The sequence below is a fragment of the Ferrimonas futtsuensis DSM 18154 genome (assembly GCF_000422645.1).
Classification (GTDB): Bacteria; Pseudomonadota; Gammaproteobacteria; order Enterobacterales; family Shewanellaceae; genus Ferrimonas; species Ferrimonas futtsuensis.
Genome location: NZ_AUGL01000011.1, coordinates 130469 through 156687 on the forward strand (window position 1 = coordinate 130469; position 26219 = coordinate 156687).

Annotated in this window: 25 protein-coding genes and 1 pseudogene; 20 read left to right on the forward strand and 6 right to left on the reverse strand. The window is 62.3% G+C overall.

Translation table 11 applies throughout. From position 1 onward, the window contains the following. Nucleotides 1–75 precede the first annotated feature (75 nt). From lexA to G505_RS0109755, 6 genes and pseudogenes are all read left to right on the forward strand, one after another. Nucleotides 76–696: a transcriptional repressor LexA gene (lexA, locus tag G505_RS0109730; protein WP_028109381.1), complete on the forward strand. Its 621-nt coding sequence runs from the start codon at nucleotides 76–78 to the stop codon at nucleotides 694–696. Further along, on the forward strand, nucleotides 696–1145 hold the full coding sequence (locus tag G505_RS21200) for a SulA-like leucine-rich domain-containing protein (protein WP_051216043.1): 450 nt from the start codon (nucleotides 696–698) through the stop codon (nucleotides 1143–1145). Before lexA ends, G505_RS21200 begins: the two co-directional genes overlap by 1 nt. 387 nt (nucleotides 1146–1532) lie before the next feature. After that, a pseudogene (coxB, locus tag G505_RS0109740) lies at nucleotides 1533–2648 on the forward strand (cytochrome c oxidase subunit II); the annotation flags it as partial. A 22-nt stretch (nucleotides 2649–2670) separates the two neighbouring features. Next, nucleotides 2671–4284, forward strand: coding sequence for a cytochrome c oxidase subunit I (gene ctaD, locus G505_RS0109745; protein WP_051216044.1), 1614 nt, complete (start codon nucleotides 2671–2673; stop codon nucleotides 4282–4284). After that, nucleotides 4284–4832: a cytochrome c oxidase assembly protein gene (locus tag G505_RS0109750; protein ID WP_028109384.1), complete on the forward strand. Its 549-nt coding sequence runs from the start codon at nucleotides 4284–4286 to the stop codon at nucleotides 4830–4832. The genes ctaD and G505_RS0109750 overlap by 1 nt, the downstream gene beginning before the upstream one ends. A 4-nt stretch (nucleotides 4833–4836) precedes the next feature. Beyond that, nucleotides 4837–5709 carry a cytochrome c oxidase subunit 3 gene (locus tag G505_RS0109755; RefSeq protein WP_035385268.1) on the forward strand — a complete coding sequence of 291 codons (873 nt, stop codon included), beginning with the start codon at nucleotides 4837–4839 and terminating at the stop codon, nucleotides 5707–5709. Between the two features lie 13 nt (nucleotides 5710–5722). Here G505_RS0109755 and G505_RS0109760 read toward each other — a convergent pair whose 3' ends face one another. Continuing rightward, nucleotides 5723–5938, reverse strand: coding sequence for a DUF2909 domain-containing protein (locus G505_RS0109760; RefSeq protein WP_028109386.1), 216 nt, complete (start codon nucleotides 5936–5938; stop codon nucleotides 5723–5725). Between the two features lie 40 nt (nucleotides 5939–5978). Between G505_RS0109760 and G505_RS21205 the strand changes: the two genes are divergently transcribed. Genes G505_RS21205 through G505_RS0109790 form a run of 6 tightly spaced genes read left to right on the forward strand, consistent with a single transcriptional unit; the run spans nucleotide 5979 to nucleotide 10828 of the window. Next, nucleotides 5979–6698 carry an SURF1 family protein gene (locus G505_RS21205; protein WP_028109387.1) on the forward strand — a complete coding sequence of 240 codons (720 nt, stop codon included), beginning with the start codon at nucleotides 5979–5981 and terminating at the stop codon, nucleotides 6696–6698. Nucleotides 6699–6746: 48 nt separating this feature from the next. Further along, nucleotides 6747–7280, forward strand: a complete 534-nt coding sequence (locus G505_RS0109770) for a hypothetical protein (protein WP_028109388.1) — start codon at nucleotides 6747–6749, stop codon at nucleotides 7278–7280. Nucleotides 7281–7288: 8 nt separating this feature from the next. After that, complete coding sequence (locus G505_RS0109775; protein ID WP_035385269.1) at nucleotides 7289–8275, forward strand: COX15/CtaA family protein; 987 nt, start codon at nucleotides 7289–7291, stop codon at nucleotides 8273–8275. Further along, nucleotides 8269–9174, forward strand: coding sequence for a heme o synthase (gene cyoE, locus G505_RS0109780; protein ID WP_028109390.1), 906 nt, complete (start codon nucleotides 8269–8271; stop codon nucleotides 9172–9174). The genes G505_RS0109775 and cyoE overlap by 7 nt, the downstream gene beginning before the upstream one ends. Next, nucleotides 9171–9794 (forward strand): SCO family protein, encoded by a 624-nt coding sequence (locus tag G505_RS0109785; protein ID WP_028109391.1) that lies wholly within the window; start codon nucleotides 9171–9173, stop codon nucleotides 9792–9794. The genes cyoE and G505_RS0109785 overlap by 4 nt, the downstream gene beginning before the upstream one ends. Before the next feature lie 47 nt (nucleotides 9795–9841). Then, entirely contained in the window at nucleotides 9842–10828 is a 987-nt protein-coding gene (locus G505_RS0109790) for an alpha/beta hydrolase (RefSeq protein ID WP_084643936.1), read from the forward strand. Here the strand turns inward: G505_RS0109790 and G505_RS0109795 are convergent. Then, on the reverse strand, nucleotides 10818–11867 hold the full coding sequence (locus tag G505_RS0109795; RefSeq protein WP_028109393.1) for a polysaccharide deacetylase family protein: 1050 nt from the start codon (nucleotides 11865–11867) through the stop codon (nucleotides 10818–10820). The two genes, G505_RS0109790 and G505_RS0109795, sit on opposite strands and share 11 nt — an antisense overlap. Before the next feature lie 18 nt (nucleotides 11868–11885). Here G505_RS0109795 and dinF point away from each other — a divergent pair, with 18 nt between their 5' ends. Then, on the forward strand, nucleotides 11886–13214 hold the full coding sequence (gene dinF, locus G505_RS0109800) for an MATE family efflux transporter DinF (RefSeq protein ID WP_028109394.1): 1329 nt from the start codon (nucleotides 11886–11888) through the stop codon (nucleotides 13212–13214). A 43-nt stretch (nucleotides 13215–13257) separates the two neighbouring features. Here dinF and nfuA read toward each other — a convergent pair whose 3' ends face one another. Beyond that, on the reverse strand, nucleotides 13258–13836 hold the full coding sequence (gene nfuA, locus G505_RS0109805) for a Fe-S biogenesis protein NfuA (RefSeq protein WP_028109395.1): 579 nt from the start codon (nucleotides 13834–13836) through the stop codon (nucleotides 13258–13260). Nucleotides 13837–14011: 175 nt separating this feature from the next. Between nfuA and G505_RS0109810 the strand changes: the two genes are divergently transcribed. After that, nucleotides 14012–16498, forward strand: coding sequence for a M14 family zinc carboxypeptidase (locus G505_RS0109810; RefSeq protein WP_028109396.1), 2487 nt, complete (start codon nucleotides 14012–14014; stop codon nucleotides 16496–16498). Nucleotides 16499–16504: 6 nt separating this feature from the next. Here the strand turns inward: G505_RS0109810 and G505_RS0109815 are convergent, their stop codons facing one another. Next, the gene (locus G505_RS0109815; RefSeq protein ID WP_051216046.1) at nucleotides 16505–17227 is read right to left on the reverse strand and encodes a ComF family protein; all 723 of its coding nucleotides are present in this window, start codon (nucleotides 17225–17227) and stop codon (nucleotides 16505–16507) included. Between G505_RS0109815 and bioH the strand changes: the two genes are divergently transcribed. Then, the gene (bioH, locus tag G505_RS0109820) at nucleotides 17226–18014 is read left to right on the forward strand and encodes a pimeloyl-ACP methyl ester esterase BioH (protein ID WP_028109398.1); all 789 of its coding nucleotides are present in this window, start codon (nucleotides 17226–17228) and stop codon (nucleotides 18012–18014) included. The genes G505_RS0109815 and bioH overlap by 2 nt on opposite strands. 84 nt (nucleotides 18015–18098) lie before the next feature. Continuing rightward, nucleotides 18099–18554 carry a hypothetical protein gene (locus G505_RS0109825; protein ID WP_028109399.1) on the forward strand — a complete coding sequence of 152 codons (456 nt, stop codon included), beginning with the start codon at nucleotides 18099–18101 and terminating at the stop codon, nucleotides 18552–18554. On the opposite strand, the gene G505_RS0109830 is transcribed toward G505_RS0109825, so the two are convergent. Next, nucleotides 18544–20874 (reverse strand): Tex family protein, encoded by a 2331-nt coding sequence (locus G505_RS0109830; protein ID WP_028109400.1) that lies wholly within the window; start codon nucleotides 20872–20874, stop codon nucleotides 18544–18546. The genes G505_RS0109825 and G505_RS0109830 overlap by 11 nt on opposite strands. Before the next feature lie 97 nt (nucleotides 20875–20971). Here G505_RS0109830 and greB point away from each other — a divergent pair, with 97 nt between their 5' ends. The 4 genes from greB to G505_RS21210 are packed head-to-tail and all read left to right on the forward strand — an operon-like array spanning nucleotide 20972 to nucleotide 24302. After that, a complete protein-coding gene (gene greB, locus G505_RS0109835) occupies nucleotides 20972–21454 on the forward strand; it encodes a transcription elongation factor GreB (protein ID WP_028109401.1) in 483 nt (160 codons plus the stop codon). Nucleotides 21455–21465: 11 nt separating this feature from the next. Then, nucleotides 21466–22191, forward strand: a complete 726-nt coding sequence (gene ompR, locus G505_RS0109840) for an osmolarity response regulator transcription factor OmpR (RefSeq protein WP_028109402.1) — start codon at nucleotides 21466–21468, stop codon at nucleotides 22189–22191. After that, nucleotides 22192–23496, forward strand: coding sequence for a two-component system sensor histidine kinase EnvZ (gene envZ / locus G505_RS0109845; RefSeq protein ID WP_028109403.1), 1305 nt, complete (start codon nucleotides 22192–22194; stop codon nucleotides 23494–23496). It begins immediately after the preceding gene. Then, nucleotides 23478–24302: an NHL repeat-containing protein gene (locus tag G505_RS21210; RefSeq protein ID WP_051216047.1), complete on the forward strand. Its 825-nt coding sequence runs from the start codon at nucleotides 23478–23480 to the stop codon at nucleotides 24300–24302. The genes envZ and G505_RS21210 overlap by 19 nt, the downstream gene beginning before the upstream one ends. Nucleotides 24303–24361: 59 nt before the next feature. Here G505_RS21210 and G505_RS0109855 read toward each other — a convergent pair whose 3' ends face one another. Further along, complete coding sequence (locus G505_RS0109855; protein ID WP_028109404.1) at nucleotides 24362–26155, reverse strand: S8 family peptidase; 1794 nt, start codon at nucleotides 26153–26155, stop codon at nucleotides 24362–24364. Between the last annotated feature and the right edge of the window lie 64 nt (nucleotides 26156–26219).

Genomic DNA, 26219 nt, shown 5'->3' on the forward strand with positions numbered 1-26219 from the left:
CTGCAAATAACTGTTGAATTAATCGCCTACCTGTATATACTCACAGTGGTACTGTATAGATAAACAGGTAGAAATATGAAGCCGCTAACCCCGAGACAGAGCCAGGTGCTGGAGCTTATCCGCAGTCACATGCAGGAGACCGGCATGCCACCCACCCGGGCTGAGATCGCCAAGAGCTTGGGGTTCCGCAGTGCCAATGCCGCCGAGGAGCACCTCAAGGCCCTGGCACGCAAACAGGTGATCGAGATAGTGCCCGGCACCTCCAGGGGCATTCGTCTGCTGGACAGCGGACCCGAGCCGGAGCAGCTGGGTTTGCCCCTGATTGGTCAGGTGGCCGCCGGTGAACCCATTCTGGCTCAGCAGCATATCGAGCAGCACTGCCAGATGGATCCGGCCATGTTTCACCCCAGCGCCGACTTTCTGCTGAGGGTGCGCGGAGACTCCATGGTGGATATCGGCATCATGGATGGCGATCTGCTGGCGGTACACAGTCAGAAGGACGCTCGAAACGGTCAGGTGGTGGTGGCCAGAGTTGGAGAAGATGTGACGGTAAAACGCTTCGAACGTAAGGGTAACGTCGTCTATCTGCACGCAGAGAACCAAGAGTATCAACCCATAGTGGTCGACCTGGAGCAGGAGTACATGTGCATCGAGGGTCTGGCAGTGGGGGTGATTCGAAATGGAGGATTGCACTGATGAAAAGCCGCCAGGCAACACAATACCGTCACCCTGGCCTGTGGCAGGGCAACTGGAACCACGGCGCCAGCCTGAACAAGCTGGAAGATGACATCGAGACCCTGACCCGCCTCGCGCCGGAACTGGCCGAGTTGAGCCGTAAGCAGCGCTGGCTGGTGCTGGTCAACCCACCCGCCTTCGGCTGGAAGCGGATCCTTCAGGAGGCCGGTGTGGCCATGGATCGCATCCTGCTGGTGCGCTGTCAGGACGAGGTCGAGGGCCAGTGGGCCGTGGAGCAGGCCTTGCGCGGGCGCACCTGTTCGGCGGTGCTGGCCTGGTTGCCCACCATCGCCGCCCGTGACTGGCGCCGCCTGGAGCTGGCCAGTCGTCGAGCCGATTGCTGTGGTTATCTGTTTCAACCCCAGCGCCATTCCATGACTCCTGCCCTGGTCAGCAACTGGATCCACTGATTTTCGGGAAAAAGGGGGGCTTTAGGCTGTAATTAGCCCCAATCCCGATTTTTGAATCTTATTCGCCCCTTGTCTGCGATAATTCGCTCATTCTTTCATCTGTTTAGACTTATATCCCGACTCGGGCGGCATATAAGGCATTTCCTCTATTTTGCCCTTCCATTGTTTCATTGAGTGCTATTCTTGATCTTGATCAAATGAGTTTGTCTCATTAGGTTAGGAAAAGACACGATCGCAGAATCGTGTGCGGCGGAGTGACTCCGGATTTAGCGGTTCCGCGGTATGCCCAAACCTTTTGAGGGGGAGGGGAGCTTCATAGGGCTGTGAATTACTGTGCTGGCTCTCTTCTGGATATTGCAGGTTGCAATACACAGAGGAGCAGTATTTGTGAGACGTTACTTTTCGTTGGTGATCGGCCTGGTGCTGATGCCAACCCTGGCGCTGGCCACGGAATCAGACTACAACCTGACACCCGGGGTGACCGCCATCAGCGAGCAGGTTTACGGCCTGCATATGACCATCTTCTACATCTGTTGTGCCATTGCGGCGGTGGTGTTTGGCATCATGCTCTATTCGCTGATCCGTCACCGCAAGTCCAAGGGTGCCGTGCCCGCCAACTTCCATGAGAGCACCAAGATTGAGGTGCTGTGGACGGTGATCCCGTTCATCATCCTGATCGTCATGGCGGTTCCCGCCACCAAGACCCTGGTGGCCATGGAGGATCCCAGTGCGTCGGATCTCACCATCCAGGTGACCGGCTCCCAATGGAAGTGGCACTACAAGTATTTCGACAAGGGGGTGGAGTTCTTCAGCCTGATGTCGACCCCACAAGAACAGATCAAGAACGCCGAAGCCAAGGGGGAGAACTACCTGCTCGAGGTGGACAAGCCGCTGGTGATCCCCGCCAATCGCAAGGTGCGGTTCCTGATGACTTCCGACGATGTCATCCACTCCTGGTGGGTGCCAGCCTTCGCGGTGAAGAAAGACGCCAACCCGGGCTTCATCAACGAGGCCTGGACCAAGGTGGACAAGCCTGGCACCTACCGTGGTCAGTGTGCCGAGCTCTGTGGCAAGGACCACGGTTTCATGCCCGTGGTGGTGGAGGTGCTGCCCGAAGCGGAGTTCGACATCTGGCTGGCGGAGCAGCAGGACTCGGCCGCCGCAGCGGCCCAGGCGGAGACCGCCGCCCTGACCGAGACCCTGACCATGGAGGAGTCCATGGCCCTGGGTGAGCAGGTCTATCTCTCCCGCTGCGCCGCCTGTCACATGCCCAATGGCGCCGGACTCCAGGGGGTGTTCCCCGCTCTGAAAGACAGCCCCATCGCTCTTGGCGAGCCTAAGGCCCACATCGACATCGTGGTGCACGGCAAACCGGGCACCGCCATGCAGGCGTTCGCCGCGCAGCTGACCAACAAGGAGCTGGCGGCGGTAGTGACCTATGAGAGAAACGCCTGGGGCAACAACGCAGGCGACGTGATTCAGGCGGCGGATGTGGCTGCCTCCAAGGGACAGTGAGGACAGGCCAATGACTTTAGCAACGCGAGAGAATCAGGCCGACGTCGGCCACATCGAAACCCCTGAACAGGAGCACCATCATGCCCCCCGCCGGGGACTGAAGCGCTGGTTGCTCACCACCAATCACAAGGAGATCGGCACCCTCTATCTGTGGTTCAGCTTCACCATGTTCCTGGTGGGCGGCGCCATGGCCATGGTGATTCGGGCGGAGTTGTTTCAGCCCGGTCTGCAACTGGTGGAGCCCAACTTCTTCAACCAGATGACCACGGTCCACGGCCTGGTGATGGTGTTCGGGGCGGTGATGCCCGCTTTCACCGGCCTGGCCAACTGGATGATCCCCATGATGATCGGGGCGCCGGACATGGCTCTGCCCAGGCTGAACAACTGGAGTTTCTGGATCCTGCCTTTTGCCTTTGCCATGCTGCTGGGCAGCCTGTTTATGGAGGGGGGCGGCCCCGCCTTCGGCTGGACCTTCTACGCACCGCTGTCCACCACCTTCAGCGGCGATTCCACCGCCCTGTTCGTGTTCTCGGTGCACATCATGGGGATCAGCTCCATCATGGGGGCGATCAACGTCATCGTCACCATAGTCAACCTGCGGGCACCGGGAATGACCTACATGAAGATGCCCCTGTTTGTCTGGACCTGGTTGATTACCGCCTTCCTGCTGATTGCCGTAATGCCGGTGCTGGCCGGTGCGGTGACCATGGTGCTCACCGACAAATACTTCGGCACCAGCTTCTTCGATGCCGCCGGCGGCGGGGATCCTGTGCTGTTCCAGCACATCTTCTGGTTCTTCGGTCACCCCGAGGTGTACATCATGATCCTGCCGGCCTTCGGCATCATCTCCGCCATTGTGCCCGCCTTCAGCCGCAAGCGGCTGTTTGGCTACGCCTCCATGGTGTACGCCACCGCCTCCATCGCCCTGCTTTCCTTCATCGTCTGGGCGCACCACATGTTCACCACCGGGATGCCGGTGGCGGCGGAGCTGTTCTTCATGTACTGCACCATGCTGATCTCGGTACCCACCGGGGTAAAGGTGTTCAACTGGGTGGCCACCATGTGGCGCGGGGCCATCAGCTTTGAAGCGCCGATGATGTTTGCCCTAGCCTTCATCGTGTTGTTCACCATCGGCGGCCTGTCGGGGCTGATGCTGGCGATCACGCCGGTGGACTTCCAGTACCACGACACCTACTTCGTGGTGGCCCACTTCCACTATGTGCTGGTCAGCGGCGCGGTGTTCTCCATTATGGCGGCCGCCTACTACTGGCTGCCCAAGTGGACCGGCCACATGTACAGCGAAACCCTGGCCAAGTGGCACTTCTGGTGCTCCATCATCTCGGTCAATCTGCTGTTCTTCCCCATGCACTTTCTGGGGCTGGCGGGGATGCCGAGACGGATTCCCGATTACGCCCTGCAGTTTGCCGACATCAATAAGATCGTCTCCATCGGTGGCTTTGCCTTTGGCCTGTCACAGCTGATCTTCCTGGCCCTGGTGATCAAGTGCATTCGTGGCGGCGAGAAGGCCCCGGCCAAACCCTGGGACGGCGCCGAAGGGCTGGAGTGGACAGTCGCTTCGCCCGCGCCGCTGCACACCTTCGATACCCCGCCTGAGGTGAAGTGATGGCTGGCCGTGACGCGAACCGAGCCCTGGTGACCCGGCTGCTGCTGGTCACCCTGGTGATGTTCGGCTTCGGTTTTGCCCTGGTTCCCCTCTATGACGTCTTCTGTGAGGTGACCGGCATCAATGGCAAAACCGGCGGCCCGGCCACGGCCCAGGCATCGGCGGTCAACCGCGAACGTCTGGTGACCGTGGAGTTTGTCACCTCGGTCCATAGCGCCATGCCCTGGGAGTTTGAACCGGAGATCAACCGCATCCAGGTGCACCCGGGGGAGACCAAACAGGTGGCTTTCCTAGCGCGCAACCTGTCCGGCGACGCGATCATCGGTCAGGCGATCCCGTCGGTGAGCCCGGGCCAGGGGGCACTCTATTTCTCCAAGATCGAGTGCTTCTGTTTCAATCATCAGCCCCTGGGCGCGGGCGAGCAGACCAAGATGCCGCTGCTGTTCTATCTGGATCCGGCCCTGCCGGAGGAGATTCAGACCCTGACCCTGTCATACACCCTCTACAACGTCACCGACAAGGTGCAAGAGCGTGGCAAAGGAGTGTAATCCGATGAAGCACGAAAAGTACTACGTACCTGAACAGAGCTACTGGCCCATAGTGGGCGCGGTGGGGCTGTTTCTCATTGCCCTGGGAGCCGGCAACTATGTCGGGGGCCTGAAATCCGGTGACACCGGCATCTTTGGTTATGTGCTGCTTTCCGGCATCGCCGTGATTGTGGTGATGGTGGTGGGCTGGTTCCGCAACGTCATCGATGAGTCCATGGCTGGTCTCTACTCCAAGCAGATGGATCGCTCCTTCCGACAGGGGATGTCCTGGTTCATCTTCTCCGAAGTGATGTTCTTCGCCGCCTTCTTCGGTGCCCTGTTTTACGCCCGGATGATCGCCGTGCCCTGGTTGGGAGGCGAGGGCAACAACGCCATGACCAACGAGGTGCTCTGGCCGGGATTTGAGGCGATCTGGCCGCTGGAGACCACCCCATCCGGACAAACCACCCAGGCCATGGGCTGGCAGGGACTGCCGCTGTACAACACCCTGATTCTGCTGACCTCCTCCATCACTTTGCACTTTGCCCATCTGGGTCTGGAGCAGAACCGGCGAAAGGCGCTCACCCTGTGGCTGGGGGGCACCATACTGCTGGGGCTGGCGTTTCTGGTGCTGCAGGCGGAGGAGTATGTGCACGCCTACCAGGAGATGAACCTGACCCTGAGCTCAGGGGTGTACGGCAACACCTTCTTCCTGCTGACCGGGTTCCACGGACTGCACGTGACCCTGGGGACCATCATGTTGCTGGTGATGTTCTTCCGGGTGGTCAAAGGCCACTTCACCCCGGAAAACCATTTTGGGTTCCAGGCCACCAGTTGGTACTGGCACTTCGTGGACGTGGTGTGGCTGATGCTGTTCGTGTTCGTCTACATCCTGTAAACGCCGTTGGCGATCAGTAGGGGCGGGGGTTTGGGGCGATCCAGCCGCCCATCATCGCCAGGATCAGCAGGATGATGACAAAGGCGGAGAGGGCCACCCGTCGTCCCAGGAAATGGCTCATCGATTTTGGGGCGTCCTTGCTCCTGAGCATCATCACCAGGGCCCGGCCCAGGTTGAAGATGATGAACAGCAGCAGGGCGACGATCAGCAGTTTGATGGCGAGTTCCATGGCAGTGTCCCGTGGTAACCGCCCCGGGTGACGGAAGCGGATGATAAAGAAGGTCCTTGTTCCTCTGGTTACTTTGCTGACATTTTGCGCACTGGTCAAGCTGGGCTGGTGGCAACTGCAGCGGGCGGAGGAGAAGCGGGATCTGTTGGCCCAGATGGTCCAGAACGGTCGGGTGGAACTGCATTGGGAACAGATCAGTGATGAGCCTGCCCTGACCGGGCGACCGCTGAACATCAGCGGTGTCCCCCGGCCCGAGCACAGCCTGCTGCTGGACAACCGCACCCTGTCAGGGCGGGTGGGCTATCAGTGGCTGCTGCCCCTGGAAGTGACCCCAGGACAACCCTGGCTGCTGCTGGACATGGGGTTCGTACCATCGGGACGCGACAGGGCCGTGTTGCCTGAGTTGCCACAAGTGGCGCAGCGGCTGCAATTGACGGGGCGGCTCTATCGCCCGGGACACAACCCCCTGGCAAACCGGTTGCTGCCGGAGCAGGGGGCGGTCACCCGCATCCAGGCGGTGAACTTCCAGGAGCTGTCCGCCTGGCTGGAACACCCGCTGCATCCCTGGTTGTTGTTTGTGGATCGGCCCGCCGACCTGGGGTTTGAGCGCCACTGGCGGCCGGTGACCCTGTCGCCGGAGCGGCATCACGGCTACGCCATGCAGTGGTTCGGCCTGGCCCTGGCCTGGGTGGTGGTGGTGGCCCTGGTGTGGCGACGCCCGACAACACGTGTTCAGGAACCCAACTCCCTTGAGTCCTGAACTTAATCCGCCCTCATACGATGAGGGGCGACCAGTAGAGGAGAGCCTATGAACTCCCGAGCACCATTGATCCTATTGTTACTCGCCTTTGTGGTTCCGGTGGCGGCGGCCTACCTGGTGCTCAACCAGGGATGGTATCAGGGGGGCAGTACCAACAAGGGGACCCTGCTGGACAGCCTCGATTACTTGGCCATGGCCCAGTCGAACCCTGCGGAGCGGCACTGGCAGCTGCTGACCCTGGTCCCTGCAGACTGTGATGCCCAATGTGAAGATCGGCTGACGGCGCTGCAACAGATCCATGTGGCCCTGGGGCGGGAGAAGAGCAGGGTGGTGCCCGTGCTCTATCTGCAACAGGGCCAGAGTGAGGCCACCCGCCTGCTCAGCGAGCGAGGTTTCGCCACGGCCACAGCCAATGAGCAGGTCAGCCGATTACTCGAGCGTTATCCCCTGGTGATCGTCGATCCCCTGGGACAGTGGGTGATGGGCTATGAACCGGCCCAAGGTCGCGATCAGCAGATTGCCCAGGGCAAGGCGCTGCTGACGGACCTGCGTAAGATGCTCAAGTTGTCCCGCATCGGATAGGAGGCACCATGAATCGATTGATACTGGCCACCGCCGCCCTCGCCTTTACCGTGATTCTGGTGGGGGCCTTTACCCGACTCACCGATGCCGGTCTGGGGTGTCCCGACTGGCCAGGTTGTTATGGCTTCCTGACCCCCACCGCGGCTCAGGCCAATGCGGATCTGGCGCTGAGCCGCTATCCCGACAGACCCCTGGAGGTGGCCAAGGCCTGGGCCGAAATGGGCCACCGTTACGTGGCCTCCCTGCTCGGGCTGCTGATCCTGGCGATTGCGGTCAAGTGCTGGCGCACCCCCCAGCGGGGCCACGGCCTGGCCCTGGCGGCCCTGGTGCTGTTTCAGGGGGCGCTGGGGATGTGGACCGTTACCCTCAACCTGATGCCGGTGGTGGTGATGGGCCACCTGCTTGGCGGCCTGACCCTGTTCTGTCTGTTGATTCTGTTGTGGCTCAGGCGCCGGCCCCATCTGCCGACGGCGCTGCCCGCCCTGGGCGGGGCAGCGGCTTTGGCGCTGGTGGCGCTGGTGGTGCAGATCGCCTTGGGAGGCTGGACCTCGGCCAACTATGCGGCGGTGGTGTGCACCACCCTGCCGGTGTGTGAGGGGAGCTGGTGGCAGAACCTGGATTTTGCCTCTGCGTTCCGCCTGGTTCAGCCCCGGGCCGACAGCTATGAGTTCGGCACCCTGGATTATTCGGCGCGGATGACCATCCACGTGACCCACAGGTTGTGGGCGGTGGTGACGGCAGCCTCGCTGTTCTATCTGGCCTGGCAACTGATGCGTCGGCCGCTGTGGCGCTCCCTGGGGCTGGCCATCGCCCTGATGACCCTGCTGCAGGTTGGGCTGGGTCTTGCCAATGTGCTGTTCCAGCTGCCGCTGGCGGTGGCGGTGGCGCACAACGGCGGCGGCGCGCTGCTGGCGATGCTGCTGGTCAGTACCAATTATTTGCTGCGGGCCCGGGCCCGACGTTCAAGCCCTGTGGGGGAGGAGGTGCCATGCTGAAGGTGATTGGATGGAGTAAGGGGCGTCAGGGACTGGCGTGGCGGGACCTGCTGGAGATGACCAAGCCCAAGGTAGTGCTGCTGATGCTGGTCACCGCCCTGGTGGGCATGGCCCTGGCCTCCCCCGGGATGATCTCCCCCAGAGTATTGCTCCTGGGACTGACCGGCATCGGATTGATGGCCGGAGCGGCGGCGGCGGTGAATCACCTGCTGGACCGGCAGATCGACCTGAAGATGGCCCGGACCCACAAGCGGCCGGTAGCCACCGGCCGGGTCTCCCCGCTGCAGGGCGGGGTGTTTGCCCTGGTGATTGGCATCCTGGGGTTTGTGATCCTCTATGGCTTCATCAACCCGCTGACCGCCTGGCTGACCCTGGCCAGCCTGGTGGGCTATGCCCTGGTGTACACCGGCTTCCTCAAGCGGGCGACGCCGCAGAATATCGTCATCGGCGGGCTGGCCGGGGCCATGCCGCCACTGCTGGGCTGGACCAGCGTCACCGGGGATCTCCATGGCCATGGCTGGCTGCTGGTGATCATCATCTTCACCTGGACGCCGCCGCACTTCTGGGCCCTGGCGATTCACCGTCGGGAAGAGTATGCCAAGGCCGCCATTCCCATGCTGCCGGTGACCCATGGGGTGGAGTACACCAAGACCTCCATTCTGCTCTACAGCTTCCTGCTGGTGATCGCCTGCATGCTGCCCGTGTTGGTGGGCATGAGCGGTGCCCTCTACCTGATGGGCTCCACCCTGCTGAGTCTGTGGTTCCTGGCCCGGGCGTGGCAGCTGAAGTTTGCCCCCAAACCGGACTCGGCCATCAAGCTGTTCCTGCTCTCCATCTGGCAATTGCTGGCGTTGTTTGTGCTGATTCTGGTGGATCACTACCTGGGGGTGGCACTGTGAGTCGCGCCTTGACCCTGGCCATCGCCCTGGTGGCACTGGGGGCCGGTGCCATGCTGGCCCTGTGGAGCAGCAAGCCGCCCGAGGTCTCGGCCCTGTGGCTGCCTGAACCCCGGCCCCTGGCCCCGTTTGAGCTGACCGATGACATGGGCCGCCCCTTCAGCAACGACAGCCTCCAGGGACAATGGACCCTGTTGTTTATGGGGTTTACCTCCTGCCCCGATGTCTGCCCGGGGACCATGGCCCGCCTGGCGTCCGGCTATGACGAGCTGTCTCAGGCGGTGCCGCTTCAGGTGGTGCTGCTGTCGGTGGACCCGCAGCGGGACACCGCCGAGCGGCTGCACCAGTACGTCACCTATTTCAATCCGCAGTTCCGCGGCATCACCGGCCCCCACGATCAGCTCTATGCCCTGAGCCGCAGCATGGGCCTGGTGTACGCCATGGTGGAGAGCGACGGGGCGGACGGCTACTCGGTGGACCACAGTGCCGACATCGCCCTGATCAATCCCAGGGGGGAGTTGGAAGCCCTGTTTCGGCCCCAGGGCGGGCCCGGCGAACTCAGGCTGGTCTCCATGGGCCACATCCGCGAGGATCTGCCCAAGATCGCCGCCTATGGTGGCTAGCGGTAGACCCCATCCTCCGGAATATGATGTGAATACAAGGATGTATCATGTTACGGCTCCTCCCTTTGCTGCTGCCCCTGCTCGTGGGTGGCTGCGCCTCCCTGGTGGCCAACCGGATCACCGACTTTCCTGCGCCTCAGCCCGGAGAGGATGAGATGAGACTGGTCGAGGTCGCCCAGCTTGAGTCCCAACGCTTTTGTGCGCCGAATCGCTGCCTGAGTTACCTCCGTACTCGAGCAGGCTTTCCGGGGGCGAAGCAGCTGAAGGTCAAAGTCCGGACGGCGGATGAAACCACAGACTATTTGACTCTGAAGTGGGAGAGGGAGCCCAACGCCCAAGGTACCGTGGTGCTGCTCCACGGCTATCAGATTTACAAAGAGGCGATGGTCCTCAATGCGGCCTACTGGCGGTTATTGGGTTATCAGGTGTTGGTGCCGGACCTGGGAGGCCATGGTCAGAGTGACGGCCCCTTCAGCTTCGGGGTGAAGGATGCCCCGCTGCTGAGTCTATGGCTGGATGCCCAGGAGGATCTGGAGCGGCCGTTGTATCTGTTTGGCAACTCCATGGGGGCGGTGGCGGCCCTGCATCTGGCCAGTATCCGCGAGGATGTCGCGGGGCTGATCTTCCAGGCGCCCATGCTGGAGCTGGAGACCGGTGTCCGCGCGTATCAGCGGAGTTTTGCCAGCGCCCCCATGCGGATGATCGCCGATGAGGACCTCGAGGAGGGGGTAGGTTTGGCTCTGCATCGCCTGGGCCTGAGCCCGTCTCAGCTGAGCTGTCGCCAACTGATGAGGGAGAGCTCTCTTCCTGCCCTGATTCTGGCCTCGGATGAGGACCCTTTCGCCCCATTCGGGGTGTTGCAGCCACTTCAGGGCGATGCTGTCCAGGTGGAGAACCTCCCCGGCCTGGACCATCTGCAGATGGGGCTCATTGGCCCCGGACAGCATGGACCAATAAGTCGTTGGATGGCCCAGCAGCAGCCAGGGCTTGTGCTACCAACCTTGGTCAGCAGCCCAAAAGACGCTACTCCTTAGGCCAGCTGCCGTCGGCCCTGGCCTGAACCCAGGGCTGGGAGAACCAGTAGTAACCGCCGCTGCTGCGGCTGGGGGCGGTGCAGTTGTAGCGGGAGCGCCCTGCCGGTAACGGCAGGTCAGCCTGGATGGTGAAGCTGTGCTCGTCCAGCCAGGTGGGGGCTTTGCCGCCCTGCCCCTGGATGTAACACATCAGGGCGTCACGACGCAGGTCTTCCCCCTCCAGGGTAACGGTGAGAATGGGTCGGGGGCGCTCCTTCAATTCGGACTCATCCCCGTCCAGTTTCACCACCGGCATGTTCAGGCTGTGCAGCTTCACCTTGAGGGCGTCCATGTCCGCGTAGGGACCGGCCACCGGAAACCGAGGGACCGCCGTCAGGCTGGAGTAGGGACCCGCGGCACCGGAGTGCTGACCTATGCCCACAAAGCCCATCTGCGCCAGGCGTTGGCGCAGGGCAGGGTTGAACTCCCCATAGGGGTAGGCCAGCTGGCGGACACTGTAGCCCAGCTCCTTGTCGATGGCCGCCTCGGTGCGTTCCAGGTTGGCCTGGATGCGGTTCAGCCAGGCGGCTTCATCCTCTCCCTCCTGGCGGCGAATCAGGTGCTCGTGCCCCCAGCTGTGATTGGCGATGACGGCGCCCTCTGACGACAGCTGTCTCAGGGTGTCCCAGTTCATCATCCGGGCAAAATTGCGCTCTATGGGCTCGATGGCCACAAACAGGGTGTAGGGAAAGCCGTGGGCTTTGAGTACCGGATGGGCGTTGTCCGCCACATTCTGATAGCCGTCATCGAAGGTGATGGCCACGGTTTTCGGCGGCAGGTGCTTGCCCAGACGTATGGCGTCGATCACCTCGGACAGGGGCACCACGCTGAACTCATTCTGGGCCAGGTAGGCCATCTGCTCCTGGAATTGGGCCGGGGTGACGCTGGTGCTGGCGGGGGTATCCTCGCTAACATGGTGATACTGGAGAATCACCGCCGCTGCTGCACTCTGTACCCACAGCATCGCCAGCAGGGACACCAGTGTTGTCATTCGTTTCATAACAGGTTCCAAGTTTCCATGACCCTTACCGCCATCCTCTCCCGGCGTCAGGCCCACCGGCGTACCTTCGCCCTGGCCTGGCCGATGATTCTGTCCAATATCACCATTCCCCTTCTCGGGCTGGTGGATACGGCGGTAATTGGTCATCTTGATGAGGCCTACTACCTGGGTGGTGTGGCCGTCGGGTCGATGATTATAACCTTTCTCATGTGGATGCTGGGTTTTTTGCGCATGGGCACCACCGCCCTGGTGGCCCAGGGGCATGGAGCCGACGACCTGCAGGCCCAGTTCGAGGTGCTGAAGCAGGGATTGTTGTTGGCATTGGGACTGGCCCTGGGGGTGGTGCTGTTGCAGTGGCCCATCCTCCATTGGGGGCTCCCCCTGGCGGGAGGCAGCGGTGACGTGCAGCAGTATGCGGCGCAGTACTTTGCCATCCGCATCTGGGGGGCGCCGGCGGCCCTGACCAACCTGGTGCTGCTGGGCTTCCTGTTGGGCCGGGGCCAACCCAAGGTGGCGATGTGGCAGCTGTTGCTGGGCAACGGACTGAACATCCTGCTGGACGTGCTGTTTGTGGTTGGCCTGGGCTGGGGGGTGGCTGGCGCGGCCTGGGCCAGTCTGGTGGCCGAATACGGCACCATGGCGCTGGCGGCGGTGCTGGTATGGCGTCAGCTGCGACAGGGCAGGCAGCTGCAGTGGCAGCTTAAACTCAGCGGCATGGGACGATTGGTGAAGCTGAACCGGGACATCTTCCTGCGCACCCTGTGTCTGCAGCTCTGTTTCAGCTTTGTCACCCTGATGGGGGCCAGGCTGGGAGACTCCGTGGTGGCGGGTAATGCGGTGCTGATGAACTTCCTGCTGGTGATCTCCTACGCCCTGGATGGCTTCGCCTACAGCGCCGAGGTGGAGGTGGGGCGCGCCTGGGGCGCCAGGGACAGGGATAAGTTGCGTCAGGCGGTGGTGCTGGGCTGGTTCTGGTCCGCAGTGACTGCCCTGCTGTTTACCCTGGTGTTTGCCCTGGCCGGAGAGGGGATGATCCGGATGCTGACCGACATCGAGGAGGTGCGCAGCCACGCCTTGCATTACCTGCCCTGGGTGGTGGCGCTGCCGCTGCTGGCGTTCAGCTGCTTCCTGTTTGACGGCGTCTACATCGGTGCAGCCCAGGGCCGGGCCATGCGCAATGCCATGCTGGTCTCCGCCATGAGCTTCTTCCTGCTGTGGTGGGGCTTTCGGGAGCTGGGCAACCATGGGTTGTGGCTGGCGCTCTGCGGCTTCATGCTGGTGCGCGGGGTGACTCTGGGTTGGCACTATCTGGTGAAACTGAAGCCCGAAGAACTCTGGACACCATAAAAAACGCCCGGCACAGGCCGGGCGTTGTCGTGTCTGAGACGGCTCAGTAGAAGGAGTGATCACCGTGTTGGTGTTCGGTCATGTCCTTCACACCGTTCAGCTCGCCAGGGAAGGCTTCCAGCAGCTGCTTCTCGATGCCATCTTTCAGGGTCACGTCCACCATGGAGCAGCCGTTACAGCCGCCGCCAAACTGAATCACGGCCACGCCATCGTCGGTGAGCTCCATCAGGGTGATGAAGCCGCCATGGCCAGCCAGCTGCGGGTTAACCTGGGACTGGATGATGTAGTCGAGGCGATCCTTCAGCGGAGCATCGTCAGCCACTTTGCGCATCTTGGCGTTGGGGGCTTTCAGGGTCAGTTGGGCACCCAGTTGGTCGGTCACGTAATCGATCAGGGCCTCTTCCAGGAAGGGGGCGCTCTTCTCATCCACCAGGGCATCGAAACCCTCAAAAGGCAGGGTGATGTCATCCTCTTCCACCGCATCCGGCGGGCAGTAGGAGACGCCGCACTCAGCTTGAGGGGTGCCGGGGTTGATGACAAATACACGGATGTTGGTGCCGTCGGCCTGCTGCTCCAGCAGCTTCTTGAAGTGGCCCTGGGCGGATTCGGTAATGGTGATCATAACTGCTCTCTGCTGCGACTAAAGCCTGAGTAGTGGAGTCGGATATCCGAATCATACTCCGATGCGAAGTCGGATAACACCCTTGAAGGGCGATCACAGTCACGCTTTGGCTGGATCATGACCGGTCCCACTGTTAGCATTTGCCTACTATAAAAGCAGAAGAACCTCACGGAAGATGAGATATTTTTTATTACTATTCAGTGTGATATGTGGATTCACCTGGGCCTCCCCCTCTGCCCTGCTCCCTAAGGATCAGGCGTATCTGACCAGCATTCAGACCCCGCAGCAGGCGTTTGGCCGTCCTGTTGGGGAGCGTCATCTGCGTTACGATCAGGTGCTAAGTTACTTCCAGACCCTGGCCCGGGAGTCGGACCGAGTGACTCTGGAGTCTGCCGGCTTCAGCCATCAGGGACGACAGCAGATCGCTGCGGTGATCACCTCGCCGGAGAATCAGCAGCGGCTGGACAGGATCCTGGCCCAGCGCGCCAGGGTGACCCAGGGGCAGCGGGTTGCCGGGCCCACTGTGGTGTGGCTGGCCTACAGCATTCATGGGGATGAAGCCAGCGGCCTGCATGCGGGCACCCTGTTTGCCTACTACCTGGCGGCATCCCGCTCCCAGGAGGTGGCCGATTGGCTCAAGGAGATGGTGATTCTTATCACCCCCAGCCAAAACCCGGATGGTAACGACCGCTTTGCCAACTGGGTCAACGGTTTTACCGGCAACACCCTCAATGGTTCCAGCTGGCACAGGGAGCATTTTCAGGCCTGGCCCAGCGGCCGGGTCAACCACTTCCTGGCGGACTTGAACCGGGACTGGCTCTACATGAGACACCCGGAAAGCCGCGGACGGGTAGAGGTCTTCCAGCGTTGGCAGCCTCATGTGGTGGGCGACTTCCATGAGATGGGACACAACAGCAGCTACTTCTTTCAGCCCGGCGTGCCCAGCCGCACCCACCCGTTGACCCCTTCCCAGAACCAGTCCCTCACCTCGGCACTGGGCAACTACCATGCCGATGCTCTGGATGCCCTGGGTCAGCCCTATTTCTCCCGGGAGTCGTTTGATGACTTCTATTACGGTAAGGGCTCCACCTACCCGGACATCAACGGTGGTGTCGGCATCCTGTTCGAGCAGGCGACGGTGCGCGGTCATCTGCGGGAGACCGACTTTGGTCCCCGCACCTTTGGTGAGGCGATTCGCAATCAGCTGGCCACCTCCTTCTCCACGGTGAGGGGCAGCTTCGATCAGCAGAAGGCGCTGCAACAGTATCAGTATGATTTCTTTATCGATTCCCTGGAGCGCGGCCAGGATCGCCGTGGCGCCGGTTTCATCGTCGCTGCCCAGGGAGATCAGGGGCGTCTGGACGCCCTGACTCAGGTGCTGAATGCCCACAAGATCAAATACGGCTACCTGGCCAAGTCAGTGTCTGCGCAACAGCGCACCTTTGACCCGGGCAGCCTGTTTATCCCCTTTGCCCAGAGTCGTTACGCCCTGGTGGAAGCGTTGTTCGACAAGCGCACCGAGTTTGAGGACAACACCTTCTACGATGTCTCCGCTTTTGCGGTAGACCTGGCCTTTGACCTGGATGTCGCCACCGTGAAGCGTCAGCCCAAGTTGGCTGAGCAACGGCCTCAGCCGACGCTGCTGCCGCAGCAGAGGGCCCTGGCCTGGGTGATCCCCTGGTCCGACAGACACTCACCGGCGGCGTTGCAGCGTCTGCTGAGCACGGGAATTCAGGTGCGTTTCAGCGAGCTGCCCAGTCGCCTTCAGGGCAGTGACGGCGAGCTGGATCTGGCTCCGGGGGCCCTGGTGATCAACGGCCATCAGCCCGGCGTCGCCCAGGCACTGCAACAGGTGCAACAGGAGTTTGGCTTGGTGGCCAAAGCAGTGACCCGAGGCCAGGCCCTCAATGGCCCCGACCTGGGCAGCCGAACCTTTCGGGCGGTGAGCGAAGTCAGGCCGATGATCCTGGTGGGGCGCAATGTCTCCCAGTATGAGGTGGGCCAGCTGTGGCACTACCTGGATCAGCAGCTGGGAGTTGCCCCCACCCTGATCGACGGTGAGTATGCCGAGCGGGTGCCCATGGAGGAGTTCACCCATCTGTTCCTGGTGGATGGCCGTTACCGCAGCCTGACGCCGGCCCTGAGCAGTCGCATTCAGACCTTTGTCCGTCGGGGCGGGGTGCTGGTGGCCTGGCAGGGCGGTGCCCGAGAGGTGTCGGACTGGGGCATGGTGCCGGTGGATATCCAGGGAAGGGAGGAGCTGGGTCGTGAGTTTGAGGAGCATCCGATCCAGTTTGCCGAGCGCCATCATGAGGATGCCCGACGCACCATAGGCGGTGCCATCGTCGGCTGGGACCTGGATGTCAGCCATCCCCTGGCCTTCGGCCTGAGACCCACCCTGCCGATGATGAAGGACAGAGAGATGGTCCTCGAGGCCCGCGGCGGGGTGGTGGTGGGACGCTATGGCGACCAACCTCTGCTGTCCGGCTTTATGGCGCCGGAGTATCGTCAGTCCCTGGCCAGTCAGGGCAGTGCGGTGGTGGCCAAAAGCGGCAAGGGCGCCGTGGTGCTGCTGGCGGATAACCCCCTGTTCCGCAACTTCTGGTTAGGGGGAGAGCGGCTGGTGGCCAACAGTCTGTTCCTGGTTCCCGCCCTGCACTGACCCGAGTCAGCGCCTGTTGAGGGCGCTGGCCAGGGTCCAGAACTGAGTGACCCGCACCCCGGCCTGGTCTAGGGTGCGGGTCACTGTTTTCAGGGTGGAGCCTGTGGTGATGATGTCATCCACCAATGCCACCTGTTGCCCCTCTCCCTCTCCTGCCAGACTGAAGGCCTCCCTGAGGTTGTCCCGTCGCGCCTGACCATCCAGTTGGTGCTGCAATCGGGTGGGGCGGGCCTTAACCACCAGTTGGTCCAGCAATGGCAGCGTCAGCTCCCTGGAGAGGGCTCGGGCCACCAGCCAGGCGGGATTAAACCCCAGTTGCTGTAGCCTGGAGGCGTGGGTGGGGACGGGCACCAGGGCCTGGGGCAGGGGAAGATGCCCCTGGTCATGGTAGGCCCGGATTCGACTGGCCAGGATCTTGGCAAGGGGATTGACCAGCTGCGGCTGCCCCTGAGCCTTGATGCGGGCCACGCAGGGGCCGATGGGACCGTGATAGTGGAAGGCGCTCACCACCGGCCGCCATCGTTTGCGGGTCAGGCAGCTGCCGCAGCGATGAGGCGGGGCGATGACCAGCGGGCGGTGACAGTGGAGGCACACCTGACCGAGGGCGCCGTCAGCCAGGCAGACGTCGCACAGCCCTGCTCCTCGGGCCAGGGGTTGCTGGCACAGGGTGCAGCGGTTGGGTAGACTGGCCGCCAGAATCGACGACAGGGCATGGGAGAGGGTTAACATGTCATTAAGCCTAGACGAATCCATTCACATTCATTGGCAGGGTGAAGGACAGCCGCTGCTGTTGCTTCATGGCTGGGGGATGAATGGCCAGGTGTTCGAGCCCTTTGCCCAGTTGCTGGCGGAGCGGGGATTTCGGGTGGGCCGGGTTGATCTGCCCGGTTTCGGCCACAGTGCCCCGCTGAGTGAAGGCCTGACTCTGGAGGGAGTCAGTCAGGCCCTGGCGCCTCTGCTGCCTGAGGCCTGTGTCCTGGTGGGCTGGTCCCTGGGGGGGATGGCGGCCACCCGCCTGGCCCTGGACAGTCCTGAGCGGGTCAGTCACCTGATCACCCTGGCCAGTTCCCCCTGTTTCAGTGCCCGGGATGACTGGGCGGGCATCAAGCCCAGGGTGCTGGCGGGATTTGCCCAGGCCCTGACCCAGGATCTGCCCGGGACTCTGGAGCGGTTTGTGGCGCTGCAGGCCATGGGCAGTGCCAGCGCCCGCAAGGACACCAAGGCGATTCGCAGCCTGTTGTCTGAGGCGCCCGAGCCCGATGGTGAGGCGCTGGCCCAGGGGCTGGCGATCCTCAAGGATGTGGACCAGCGCGCCCAGCTGCAGAGTCTGAGCCAGCCCTGGTTGCGACTCTACGGACGACTGGATGCCCTGGTGCCGGCACAGTCGTTGCCGGCGATGACCGCCCTGGCGCCCGCCAGTGAGCAGGTGGTGTTGCCCAAGGCGGCTCACGCCCCCTTCATCTCTCATCCCATGGAAACCCTGGAGTGCATCGCGTCTTTCCTGAGGCGAGCCTAATCTCTGAAAGAATAGAGAGTTCCTAAGGTAACTTTTTACATTTCAGCCAGATTGTTGAATAATTGACCAGGAATAGGAGAGCCCATGTTCCTGGTTTCCAACTACCCCCAAGTGCCCATAGTGACCACCAACCCTGCCACGGATGATCTCCGTCAGCAGACGTTGGCCCGTGCCCCTGTGGTGCCGCCCAGGGAGGCAGAGAAGTCGGCATCGGAGCGGGCGCTGGACCCGGAACACGATGCGGTGCAGCTGGCCAGAGACGGCAAACTCAAAAGGCGCAATGCCGACGATGAGGAGTCCAGGGAGGAGTCTCCGGAGCAGCAGCAACAGAGGGGGGGGCTGTTTGAGTTGTGGCGGCCTCCGACCTTCGATCGCCCCGGCGTGCGACGGCAGGGCACGGGTGCGACGCACCGGGAGAGTGGCGCTCATTCTCTGGAGCTCAGTGACAACGAGTACCAGAGGTTTACCCTGATTCTCCATCGTCATTACAGTCAGGTGGCCCGGCCCGCCGAGCCCCCAACCTTTCAGATTAACGCTTAGCCTTCTTGAAGGCGTCGGCGAAGGCGTTGCCCATGGCGCTGTGTCCGGATTGGGCCTGGCTTTGCCGGTCATTGCGACTGCGCTGACCACGACGCTCCTGGCCACCTTTGGGCTGATTCTCCCGTCTGGGGCTTTTCTGCTGACCCGGTTCATCGTCCAGGCGCATGGACAGCCCGATGCGTTTGCGATCGATCTCCACCTCCATCACCTTCACCTTCACCACGTCGCCGGTCTTGACCACCTTGCGGGGATCATCCACGAACTGATGGGACAGGGCAGAGATGTGCACCAGACCGTCCTGATGGACGCCGATGTCCACGAAGGCACCGAAGTGGGTGACGTTGGTGACCACCCCCTGAAGCACCATGCCAGGATCCAGATCCTTGAGGGTCTCCACACCGTCGGCAAACTGGGCGGTTTCAAACTGGCCTCGGGGATCCCGTCCAGGCTTTTCCAGTTCCGCCAGCACGTCGGTGATTGTTGGCAGGCCAAACTGGTCACTGACGAACTGGGCCGGTTTCAGGCTCCTGAGGACGCCGCCATTGCCGATAAGGGCCTCAATACCCTGGCCGGTGTGGTCGGCAATGCGCTTCACCAGGGAGTAGCTCTCCGGGTGAACCCCGGAGGCGTCCAGGGGGTTGTTGCCCCCATTGATGCGCAGGAAACCGGCACACTGCTCAAACGCTTTGGGCCCCAGGCGGGGCACCTTCAGCAGTTGTTTGCGCTCGTCGAAGCGGCCGTTCTGGTCCCGAAAATCCACCACATTCTGAGCCAGGGTGCGGGACAGTCCGGCTACCCGGGTGAGCAGGGCGGCGGAGGCGGTATTGAGATCCACCCCGACGGCGTTTACGCAGTCCTCCACCACGGCGTCCAGAGAGTGAGCCAGGTGGGTCTGGTTGACGTCGTGCTGGTACTGGCCCACACCGATGGACTTGGGCTCGATCTTCACCAGTTCCGCCAGGGGATCCTGCAAACGGCGGGCAATGGAGACCGCGCCGCGCAGGGAGACGTCCAGGTCCGGAAACTCCTTGGCGGCGGTTTCCGAGGCGGAGTAGACCGAGGCGCCGGCCTCACTGACCATCACCCGTTCCAGTTTCAGCTCGGGGTGACGCTTCTGCAGGTCTGCCGCCAGCTTGTCGGTTTCCCGTGAGGCGGTGCCGTTGCCGATGGCCACCAGCTCCACCTTGTGGGCTTTGGCCAGCCTGGCCAGGGACTGAATCGACTGATCCCACTGATTGCGGGGAGCATGAGGATAGATGGTGTCCGTAGCCACCAGCTTGCCGGTGTGATCCACCACCACCACCTTGACCCCGGTGCGCAGACCGGGATCCAGGCCCAGGGTGGCACGGGGGCCGGCTGGGGCGGCCATCAGCAGATCGCCCATGTTGTCGGCAAACACCTTGATGGCGTCGGTTTCCGCCCTCTCTCTCAGGGTGGTGAGCAGTTCGCTCTCCATCTGCAGGCTCAGCTTCACCTTCCAGGTCCACTGCACCACGCTCTTGAGCCAGAGGTCCGCCGGCTGGCTGCCCAGGTTCAGTGACAGGGCCTGGGCGATCAGGGACTCACAGATGCTGTGCTTCTGCCCCTCCTCCCGGTTGGGATCGGCATTGAGGCTGATGGCCAGCACCCCTTCGTTACGGCCGCGCAGCATCGCCAGGGCGCGGTGGGAGGGCACCTTGGTCAGGGCCTCATCGTGTTCGAAGTAGTCGCGGAACTTGGCCCCAGCCTGCTCCTGGCCGGGGATCAGCCGCACCTCCACCCGGGACTGGCGACGCATATGCTCCCGCACCGAGGCGATCACCTCCGCCTGCTCGGCAAAGCGCTCCATCAGGATCGCCCGGGCGCCGTCCAGCACCGCCTTGGTGGAGTCGAAGCCGGCGTCGCCGTTGAGGAAGGCCTGGGCTTCGTTTTCTGGCGTCAGTTGGCGCTGGGCCAGCAGTTTGTCGGCCAGAGGTTCCAGCCCCGCCTCGATGGCGATCTGCCCTTTGGTGCGCCGCTTGGGCTTGTAGGGCAGATAGAGATCTTCCAGTTCGGTCTTGGTGGCGGCCGAGTTAATCTTTGTAAGCAGGGATGTATCCAGCTTGCCTTGCTGCTCAATGCTTTGCAGAATCGTCTGACGACGGGCATCCAGTTCCCTCAGGTAGGTGAGCCGGCTGTCCAGCTGGCGTAACTGGGTGTCGTCCAGGCCGCCGGTGACCTCCTTTCGGTAACGGGCGATGAAGGGGACGGTGGCCCCCTCATCCAGCAGGGTGATGGTGGCGTCCACCTGTTGGGTTCGCACCTCCAGTTCCTGTGCGAGTCGTTGGGCAAGAGTCTGCATAGCGGTTGAATTTGCCTTTAATGGTTATGCGAGATAAAACTAAACCGGAATCTATCACAGACCTTCCCGGTTTTACCCACAACACCTTAGCGACTGAATGAAAAAAGCCAACCTTATTACCCGAGAGGGGTGGAACGCCCTGGAGCAGGAACTGAAGTACCTCTGGAAGGAGGAGCGCCCGCGGGTGACCCTGGCGGTCCAGGAGGCCGCGGCCCTGGGGGATCGCTCCGAAAACGCCGAATACATCTATGGCAAGAAGCGGCTGAGGGAGATCGACCGTCGGGTGCGCTTCCTCTCCAAGCGGATGGAGCAGCTGCGCATCGTCGAGCCGGATCCGCGCCAGGAGGGCAAGGTGTACTTCGGAGCCTGGGTGGTCCTGGAGGCGGAAGAGGGCGGCCTGAGCAGCTACAGGCTGGTGGGCCCGGATGAATTTAATGTCAGTGAGGGCAAAGTCAGTATCGACTCCCCACTGGCGAGGGCCCTGCTGGGCAAAGAGGTGGACGACGAGGTAATTGTTCGTACGCCCGAAGGCGAGCAGGTCTACTATATCAATGAGATACGCTATAAGGTAGCGGAATAAGGGAGAGGCAGATGACTCAGGAAACCTCAAAGGTTCTGGTGGTAGATGACGACCTCAGGCTCAGGGGCCTGATTGAACGTTACCTTGGTGAGCAGGGCTACCAAGTGCGGGCGGCCGCCAATGCCGAGCAGATGGATCGCCTGCTGGAGCGGGAGAACTTCCATCTGCTGGTGCTGGACCTGATGCTGCCCGGCGAGGATGGTTTGAGCATCTGCCGCCGTCTGCGCCAGTCCAACAATGAGATCCCCATAGTGATGCTTACTGCCAAGGGGGATGAGGTGGACAGGATCATCGGCCTGGAACTGGGCGCCGATGACTATCTGCCCAAGCCGTTCAACCCCCGTGAATTGCTGGCCCGCATCAAGGCGGTGCTGCGCCGCCGCCCCGGTGAGGTGCCCGGCGCCCCCTCACTCAAGGAGCAGGAGGTGGCGTTCGGTGAGTACCGCCTCAACCTGGCTACCCGGGAGATGTTCAAGGGGGAAGAACCCATCTCCCTCACTTCCGGTGAGTTTGCCGTGCTCAAGGTGCTGGTTTCCCACCCCAGGGAGCCCATGAGCCGGGATAAGCTGATGAACCAGGCCCGTGGCCGGGACTACAGTGCCCTGGAGCGCTCCATCGATGTGCAGGTGTCGCGCCTGCGCCGGCTGATCGAGGAGGATCCCAGTAACCCCAGGTACATTCAGACTGTATGGGGCCTGGGCTACGTCTTCGTTCCCGACGGCAGCTCAGCCAAGTAGATGGTCTCCAGACTGCTGCCTCGCAGCAACTTCGGTCAGACGGTTCTGCTGATCGGCTGCCTGTTGCTGATCAACCAGTTGGTGTCCTACATCTCCATGGACATCTATGTGGTGCGTCCCTCCACCCAGCAGATCAACCAGCTGCTCTCCCGTCAGGTGGAGCTGCTGTTCCGCGATCTGGAGCTGGACCGGACCAAGCTGACCGTGGTGGATGCCCTGAGGGACAAGCTGGCGGACGACAACTACATGGAGGTATTCACCCTGCCTGAGGCCCGCCAGAATGGGCTGAGGGAAGCGCGGCTCTACTACGTTCTGTCGGATCAGATGTCCCAATACCTGGGCGGCGAGGCCGAGGTGCGCATCTCCTTCGGTGAGCAGTACCTGATCTGGATTCGCCCCCCTCAGGCACCCACGGTGTGGCTGAGGGTGCCCCTGACCGGCTTCGATGAGTCGGTGATCTCCCCGCTGACCGTCTACCTGATGGTGATCGGTGCCCTGTCCGTGGCCGGAGGCTGGTGGTTTGCCCGTCAACAGAGCCGGCCGTTGAGGCGCCTGCAGCGGGCGGCCCTGGCGGTTTCCCGGGGAAAGTTTCCCGATCCCCTGCCACTGAAGGGGCCCGCGGAGGTGGTGGCGGTAACCCAGGCGTTCAACCAGATGTCCCGCTCCATGAAGCAGCTGGAGACCGACCGGCAATTGCTGCTGGCCGGGGTGTCCCACGATCTGCGCACCCCCCTGACCCGAATCCGTTTGGCCAGTGAGATGATGAGCGACCAGGACAGCTTCCTCAAAGAGGGGATAGAGCATGACATCGATGATATGAACAACATCATCGATCAGTTTATTGAGTTTGTCCGCGGTAGTCCGGCGGAGGAGCACAGCAGAATCAGCCTGGATGACCTGTTGCAGGAGGCGGCCCAGCAGGAGAGTCTTCGCCACACCAAGGTGGAGCTGAGTCTGGGCAAGGTGCCGCCGGTTGCCATGCCGGTGATCGCCATCAAGCGGGTGCTGGCCAACCTGATTGAGAACGGTGTGCGCTACGGCGGGGGCGATCTCAAGCTGAGTTCCGGCTACGACGGTCGCTGGGTGTGGTTCGCCGTGTCCGACAATGGGCCGGGTATCCCCCCCAAACAGATTGAATCTCTATTTGAACCCTTCACCCAGGGGGATGTGGCTCGAGGCTCTGTAGGCTCCGGCCTGGGCCTGGCCATCGTCAAACGAGTGGTGGACAGTGAAGCTGGCCGGGTTGAGCTGGCCAACCGCAGTCATGGAGGCTTACGAGCAACCGTATGGTTACCCCGATCCTGATGTTGGCCGCTGCCCTGGCGGCCCCCTTGCAACCCTTGCCTCCCCTGATGGAGGAGATCTCCGGCCTGGCCTTTGATGGTCAGCATCTGTGGGCCCACAACGACAGTGGCGATGGGCCCAGGATCTACCGGTTTGACGGCCAGGGACGTTATCTGGGACGGGTGGGATTTCACGGCGCCGATGCCCGGGACTGGGAGGACATGACCAGTGATGGCGAGCACCTGTTCGTGGCTGATTGCGGCAACAACAGGGGCAATCGCCGGGATCTGACCATCTACCGCACCCCTCTCCCCGCAGAGGAGGGCGGCAAGGTCAGTGCGGTGCCCATCCACTTCTCCTTTGCCGAACAGAAGGATTTCAGCCGCAAAGGCTACATCCACAACTTCGACTGTGAGGCGATCGCCGCGACTGAAAGCGCTCTCTGGGTGTTTTCCAAGAACTGGGGGGACGGTCAGAGCCGGGTATACCGCCTGCCCAAGGAGCCGGGTGAGTACAGCCCGACCGCGGTGCAGACCCTGGCGGTGCACGGCCAGATTACCGCAGCGGACTGGCAGCCGGAGACCGGCCGCATCGCCCTGCTGGGGTACCGTGGCGGACTGGCGTTTCGTCCCTTCATCTGGATAGCCCAGATGGATGAGAGCGGAGTGAACTGGGATACCGCCAAGCGTTACACCCCTCTTGAGGATGGTCAGTGGGAGGCGCTGACCTGGGTGTCGCCCACCACCTTGCTGCTGGGCAAGGAGTCCAGTGACGTCAGCGATCATGGCTGGCAGCTGTGGCAGCCGCCGCAGGTGTCTACGGACTAGGACACCCCAACAAAAAAGAGGACTCCCCAGGGAGTCCTCTTCTGTTTCCAGCGACGCTGTTACTCGTAGCTGATGTTCAGGGTAACGCCGGAGAAGGCGCGGTAGGCGCGAATGCCCACGAACCAGGTACCGGCGCTGGGGTTGGCTTCGACGCAGCTCTCACTGTTGCCGGACTCGTAGGGGCGGCAGTCGTAGGAGCGGGTCGTCGGCTGGGCGCCGAAGCGGGTGTAGAGGTCAGCGTCACCGCTGCCGCCGCTGATGGTGGCGGTGAAGTTGGTGGCACCGGCAGGCACCTCCACTTCATACATCACCCAGTCACGGCGGGAGGCAGACAGGTTGTCGAAGGTCCAGCTGTTGCCTTCACCATTGCCGTTACCACCGCCGGTGTCTCCGCCAGCAGCGGCGGCCACCGCGGCTGCAGCATCGACCAGGCCAACACCACAGTTGGAGCAGCTGTCGGCGCGGGCGGTGGACTTGAGGATGCTCTCCGCCTTATCGGGATCCATGGTGGGATCCGCTTCATACATCAGCGCCACCAGACCGGCTACGTGAGGGGCCGCCATGGAGGTGCCCTGCAGATAGTCGTAGTTATCGGACGCGGGGCCCAGGCTGCCGCTGTTGTGGGTGGAGAGGATGCCGTTGGAGTCGCCGGCAAAGCTCATGGCGCCGCCCGGAGCGGAAACGTCGATGGCGCTGCCGTAGTTGGAGTAGTAGGCGCGGGTCGCGTCGCGTCCCAGGGCGGCCACGTTGACTACGCCGTCACAGTTGCCCGGGTTGAAGTTGGCGGCATTCTGGTTGGAGTTACCGGCGGCCACCACCACGGTAGCGCCGTTGGAGCGTGCGGTGTTGATGGCGTTCTGAGTGGTGGAGGAGCAGCTGCCGCCGCCGCCCAGGCTCATGTTGATCACGTCGGCGGGGTTGGCGTTGGCGGGGGCGCCGGGGACGCTGCCACCGGAGGCCCAGATGATGCCGTCGGCGATGTCCGAGGTGTAACCGCCGCACTTGCCCAGTACACGTACCGGAACGATCTTGGCGCCGTAGGCCACCCCGGCCACACCTGTGTTGTTGTTGGCCACCGCCGCCACGGTACCGGCGACGTGGGTGCCGTGCCAGGAGCTGCCCTGATCCTGTTCAGGATAACCGTTGCCGCACTCACCGGCCTGAACGTGGTCGCCGGGATCGGTGGCATCGCTGTCGCGGCCATCACCGTCCACGGAGACGAAGGTGTCGTTGATCATGTCGTAGCCAGGGAGGATGTTGCCATTCAGGTCGGCATGGGGACGATAGCCGGTGTCCAGTACCGCCACCACGGTGCCTGCACCGGTTACGCTGTCCCAGGCCGCAGGCAGGTTCATGCCGGCGGCGGACTCGAAGTAGTGCCACTGATCGCCGTAGCGGGGATCGTTGGGGGTGGCCATGGGGCGCAGCATCTGGTCCAGCTCGATGGACTCGATGTTGCTGTCTGCAGCCAGCATGGTTTCCATCACCTGCTTGGCTTCCTGCTTGCTCATGGCGCCTTTCATGGCGAACACGTGGTGCTTGGCCAGGGCCATGCTGCGGACGAAGCGCATATCACTGCCCAGCTGGGCCGCCATGGTGCGGGCCTTCTCTTTCATCAGGCTGGCCTGGTTGCCATTGCCCATGAAGGAGAACAGGAAAGGCGCGTTACTCTCTTGCTTGTAGCGGACAATAAAACGGGTCTGAGGCCCGGTTGCACTCTGATCGTCCAGCATCAGATTGAAGCTCTTGAATCCACCCTGTCCGGCAGGCTCCCATGCCATGGCCGGTGCGGCAACGGCGGAGCCCAGGGCGACGCACAGTGCCAGCTTGGTCAAGTCTTTTCCTTGAATCATTGTTATTTCCTAATTGTGATTGCTGATTAATCAACGCCTTCCATACGTTGACCTGCCGAACCTA

What these genes read in the sequence shown, in the direction of transcription:
- G505_RS0109750 (WP_028109384.1), top strand. Translation starts at nt 4,284, where the DNA reads ATGGCTGGCCGTGACGCGAACCGAGCCCTGGTGACCCGGCTGCTGCTG.
- G505_RS0109770 (WP_028109388.1), top strand. Translation starts at nt 6,747, where the DNA reads ATGAACTCCCGAGCACCATTGATCCTATTGTTACTCGCCTTTGTGGTT.
- G505_RS0109810 (WP_028109396.1), top strand. Translation starts at nt 14,012, where the DNA reads ATGAGATATTTTTTATTACTATTCAGTGTGATATGTGGATTCACCTGG.
- G505_RS0109830 (WP_028109400.1), bottom strand. Translation starts at nt 20,874, where the DNA reads ATGCAGACTCTTGCCCAACGACTCGCACAGGAACTGGAGGTGCGAACC.
- G505_RS0109855 (WP_028109404.1), bottom strand. Translation starts at nt 26,155, where the DNA reads ATGATTCAAGGAAAAGACTTGACCAAGCTGGCACTGTGCGTCGCCCTG.
- bioH (WP_028109398.1), top strand. Translation starts at nt 17,226, where the DNA reads ATGTCATTAAGCCTAGACGAATCCATTCACATTCATTGGCAGGGTGAA.
- G505_RS0109755 (WP_035385268.1), top strand. Translation starts at nt 4,837, where the DNA reads ATGAAGCACGAAAAGTACTACGTACCTGAACAGAGCTACTGGCCCATA.
- G505_RS0109760 (WP_028109386.1), bottom strand. Translation starts at nt 5,938, where the DNA reads ATGGAACTCGCCATCAAACTGCTGATCGTCGCCCTGCTGCTGTTCATC.
- G505_RS0109825 (WP_028109399.1), top strand. Translation starts at nt 18,099, where the DNA reads ATGTTCCTGGTTTCCAACTACCCCCAAGTGCCCATAGTGACCACCAAC.
- G505_RS21205 (WP_028109387.1), top strand. Translation starts at nt 5,979, where the DNA reads ATGATAAAGAAGGTCCTTGTTCCTCTGGTTACTTTGCTGACATTTTGC.
- cyoE (WP_028109390.1), top strand. Translation starts at nt 8,269, where the DNA reads ATGCTGAAGGTGATTGGATGGAGTAAGGGGCGTCAGGGACTGGCGTGG.
- G505_RS21210 (WP_051216047.1), top strand. Translation starts at nt 23,478, where the DNA reads ATGGTTACCCCGATCCTGATGTTGGCCGCTGCCCTGGCGGCCCCCTTG.
- G505_RS0109775 (WP_035385269.1), top strand. Translation starts at nt 7,289, where the DNA reads ATGAATCGATTGATACTGGCCACCGCCGCCCTCGCCTTTACCGTGATT.
- dinF (WP_028109394.1), top strand. Translation starts at nt 11,886, where the DNA reads ATGACCCTTACCGCCATCCTCTCCCGGCGTCAGGCCCACCGGCGTACC.
- G505_RS0109795 (WP_028109393.1), bottom strand. Translation starts at nt 11,867, where the DNA reads ATGAAACGAATGACAACACTGGTGTCCCTGCTGGCGATGCTGTGGGTA.
- G505_RS21200 (WP_051216043.1), top strand. Translation starts at nt 696, where the DNA reads ATGAAAAGCCGCCAGGCAACACAATACCGTCACCCTGGCCTGTGGCAG.
- envZ (WP_028109403.1), top strand. Translation starts at nt 22,192, where the DNA reads ATGGTCTCCAGACTGCTGCCTCGCAGCAACTTCGGTCAGACGGTTCTG.
- G505_RS0109790 (WP_084643936.1), top strand. Translation starts at nt 9,842, where the DNA reads ATGTTACGGCTCCTCCCTTTGCTGCTGCCCCTGCTCGTGGGTGGCTGC.
- G505_RS0109815 (WP_051216046.1), bottom strand. Translation starts at nt 17,227, where the DNA reads ATGTTAACCCTCTCCCATGCCCTGTCGTCGATTCTGGCGGCCAGTCTA.
- ctaD (WP_051216044.1), top strand. Translation starts at nt 2,671, where the DNA reads ATGACTTTAGCAACGCGAGAGAATCAGGCCGACGTCGGCCACATCGAA.
- greB (WP_028109401.1), top strand. Translation starts at nt 20,972, where the DNA reads ATGAAAAAAGCCAACCTTATTACCCGAGAGGGGTGGAACGCCCTGGAG.
- nfuA (WP_028109395.1), bottom strand. Translation starts at nt 13,836, where the DNA reads ATGATCACCATTACCGAATCCGCCCAGGGCCACTTCAAGAAGCTGCTG.
- ompR (WP_028109402.1), top strand. Translation starts at nt 21,466, where the DNA reads ATGACTCAGGAAACCTCAAAGGTTCTGGTGGTAGATGACGACCTCAGG.
- lexA (WP_028109381.1), top strand. Translation starts at nt 76, where the DNA reads ATGAAGCCGCTAACCCCGAGACAGAGCCAGGTGCTGGAGCTTATCCGC.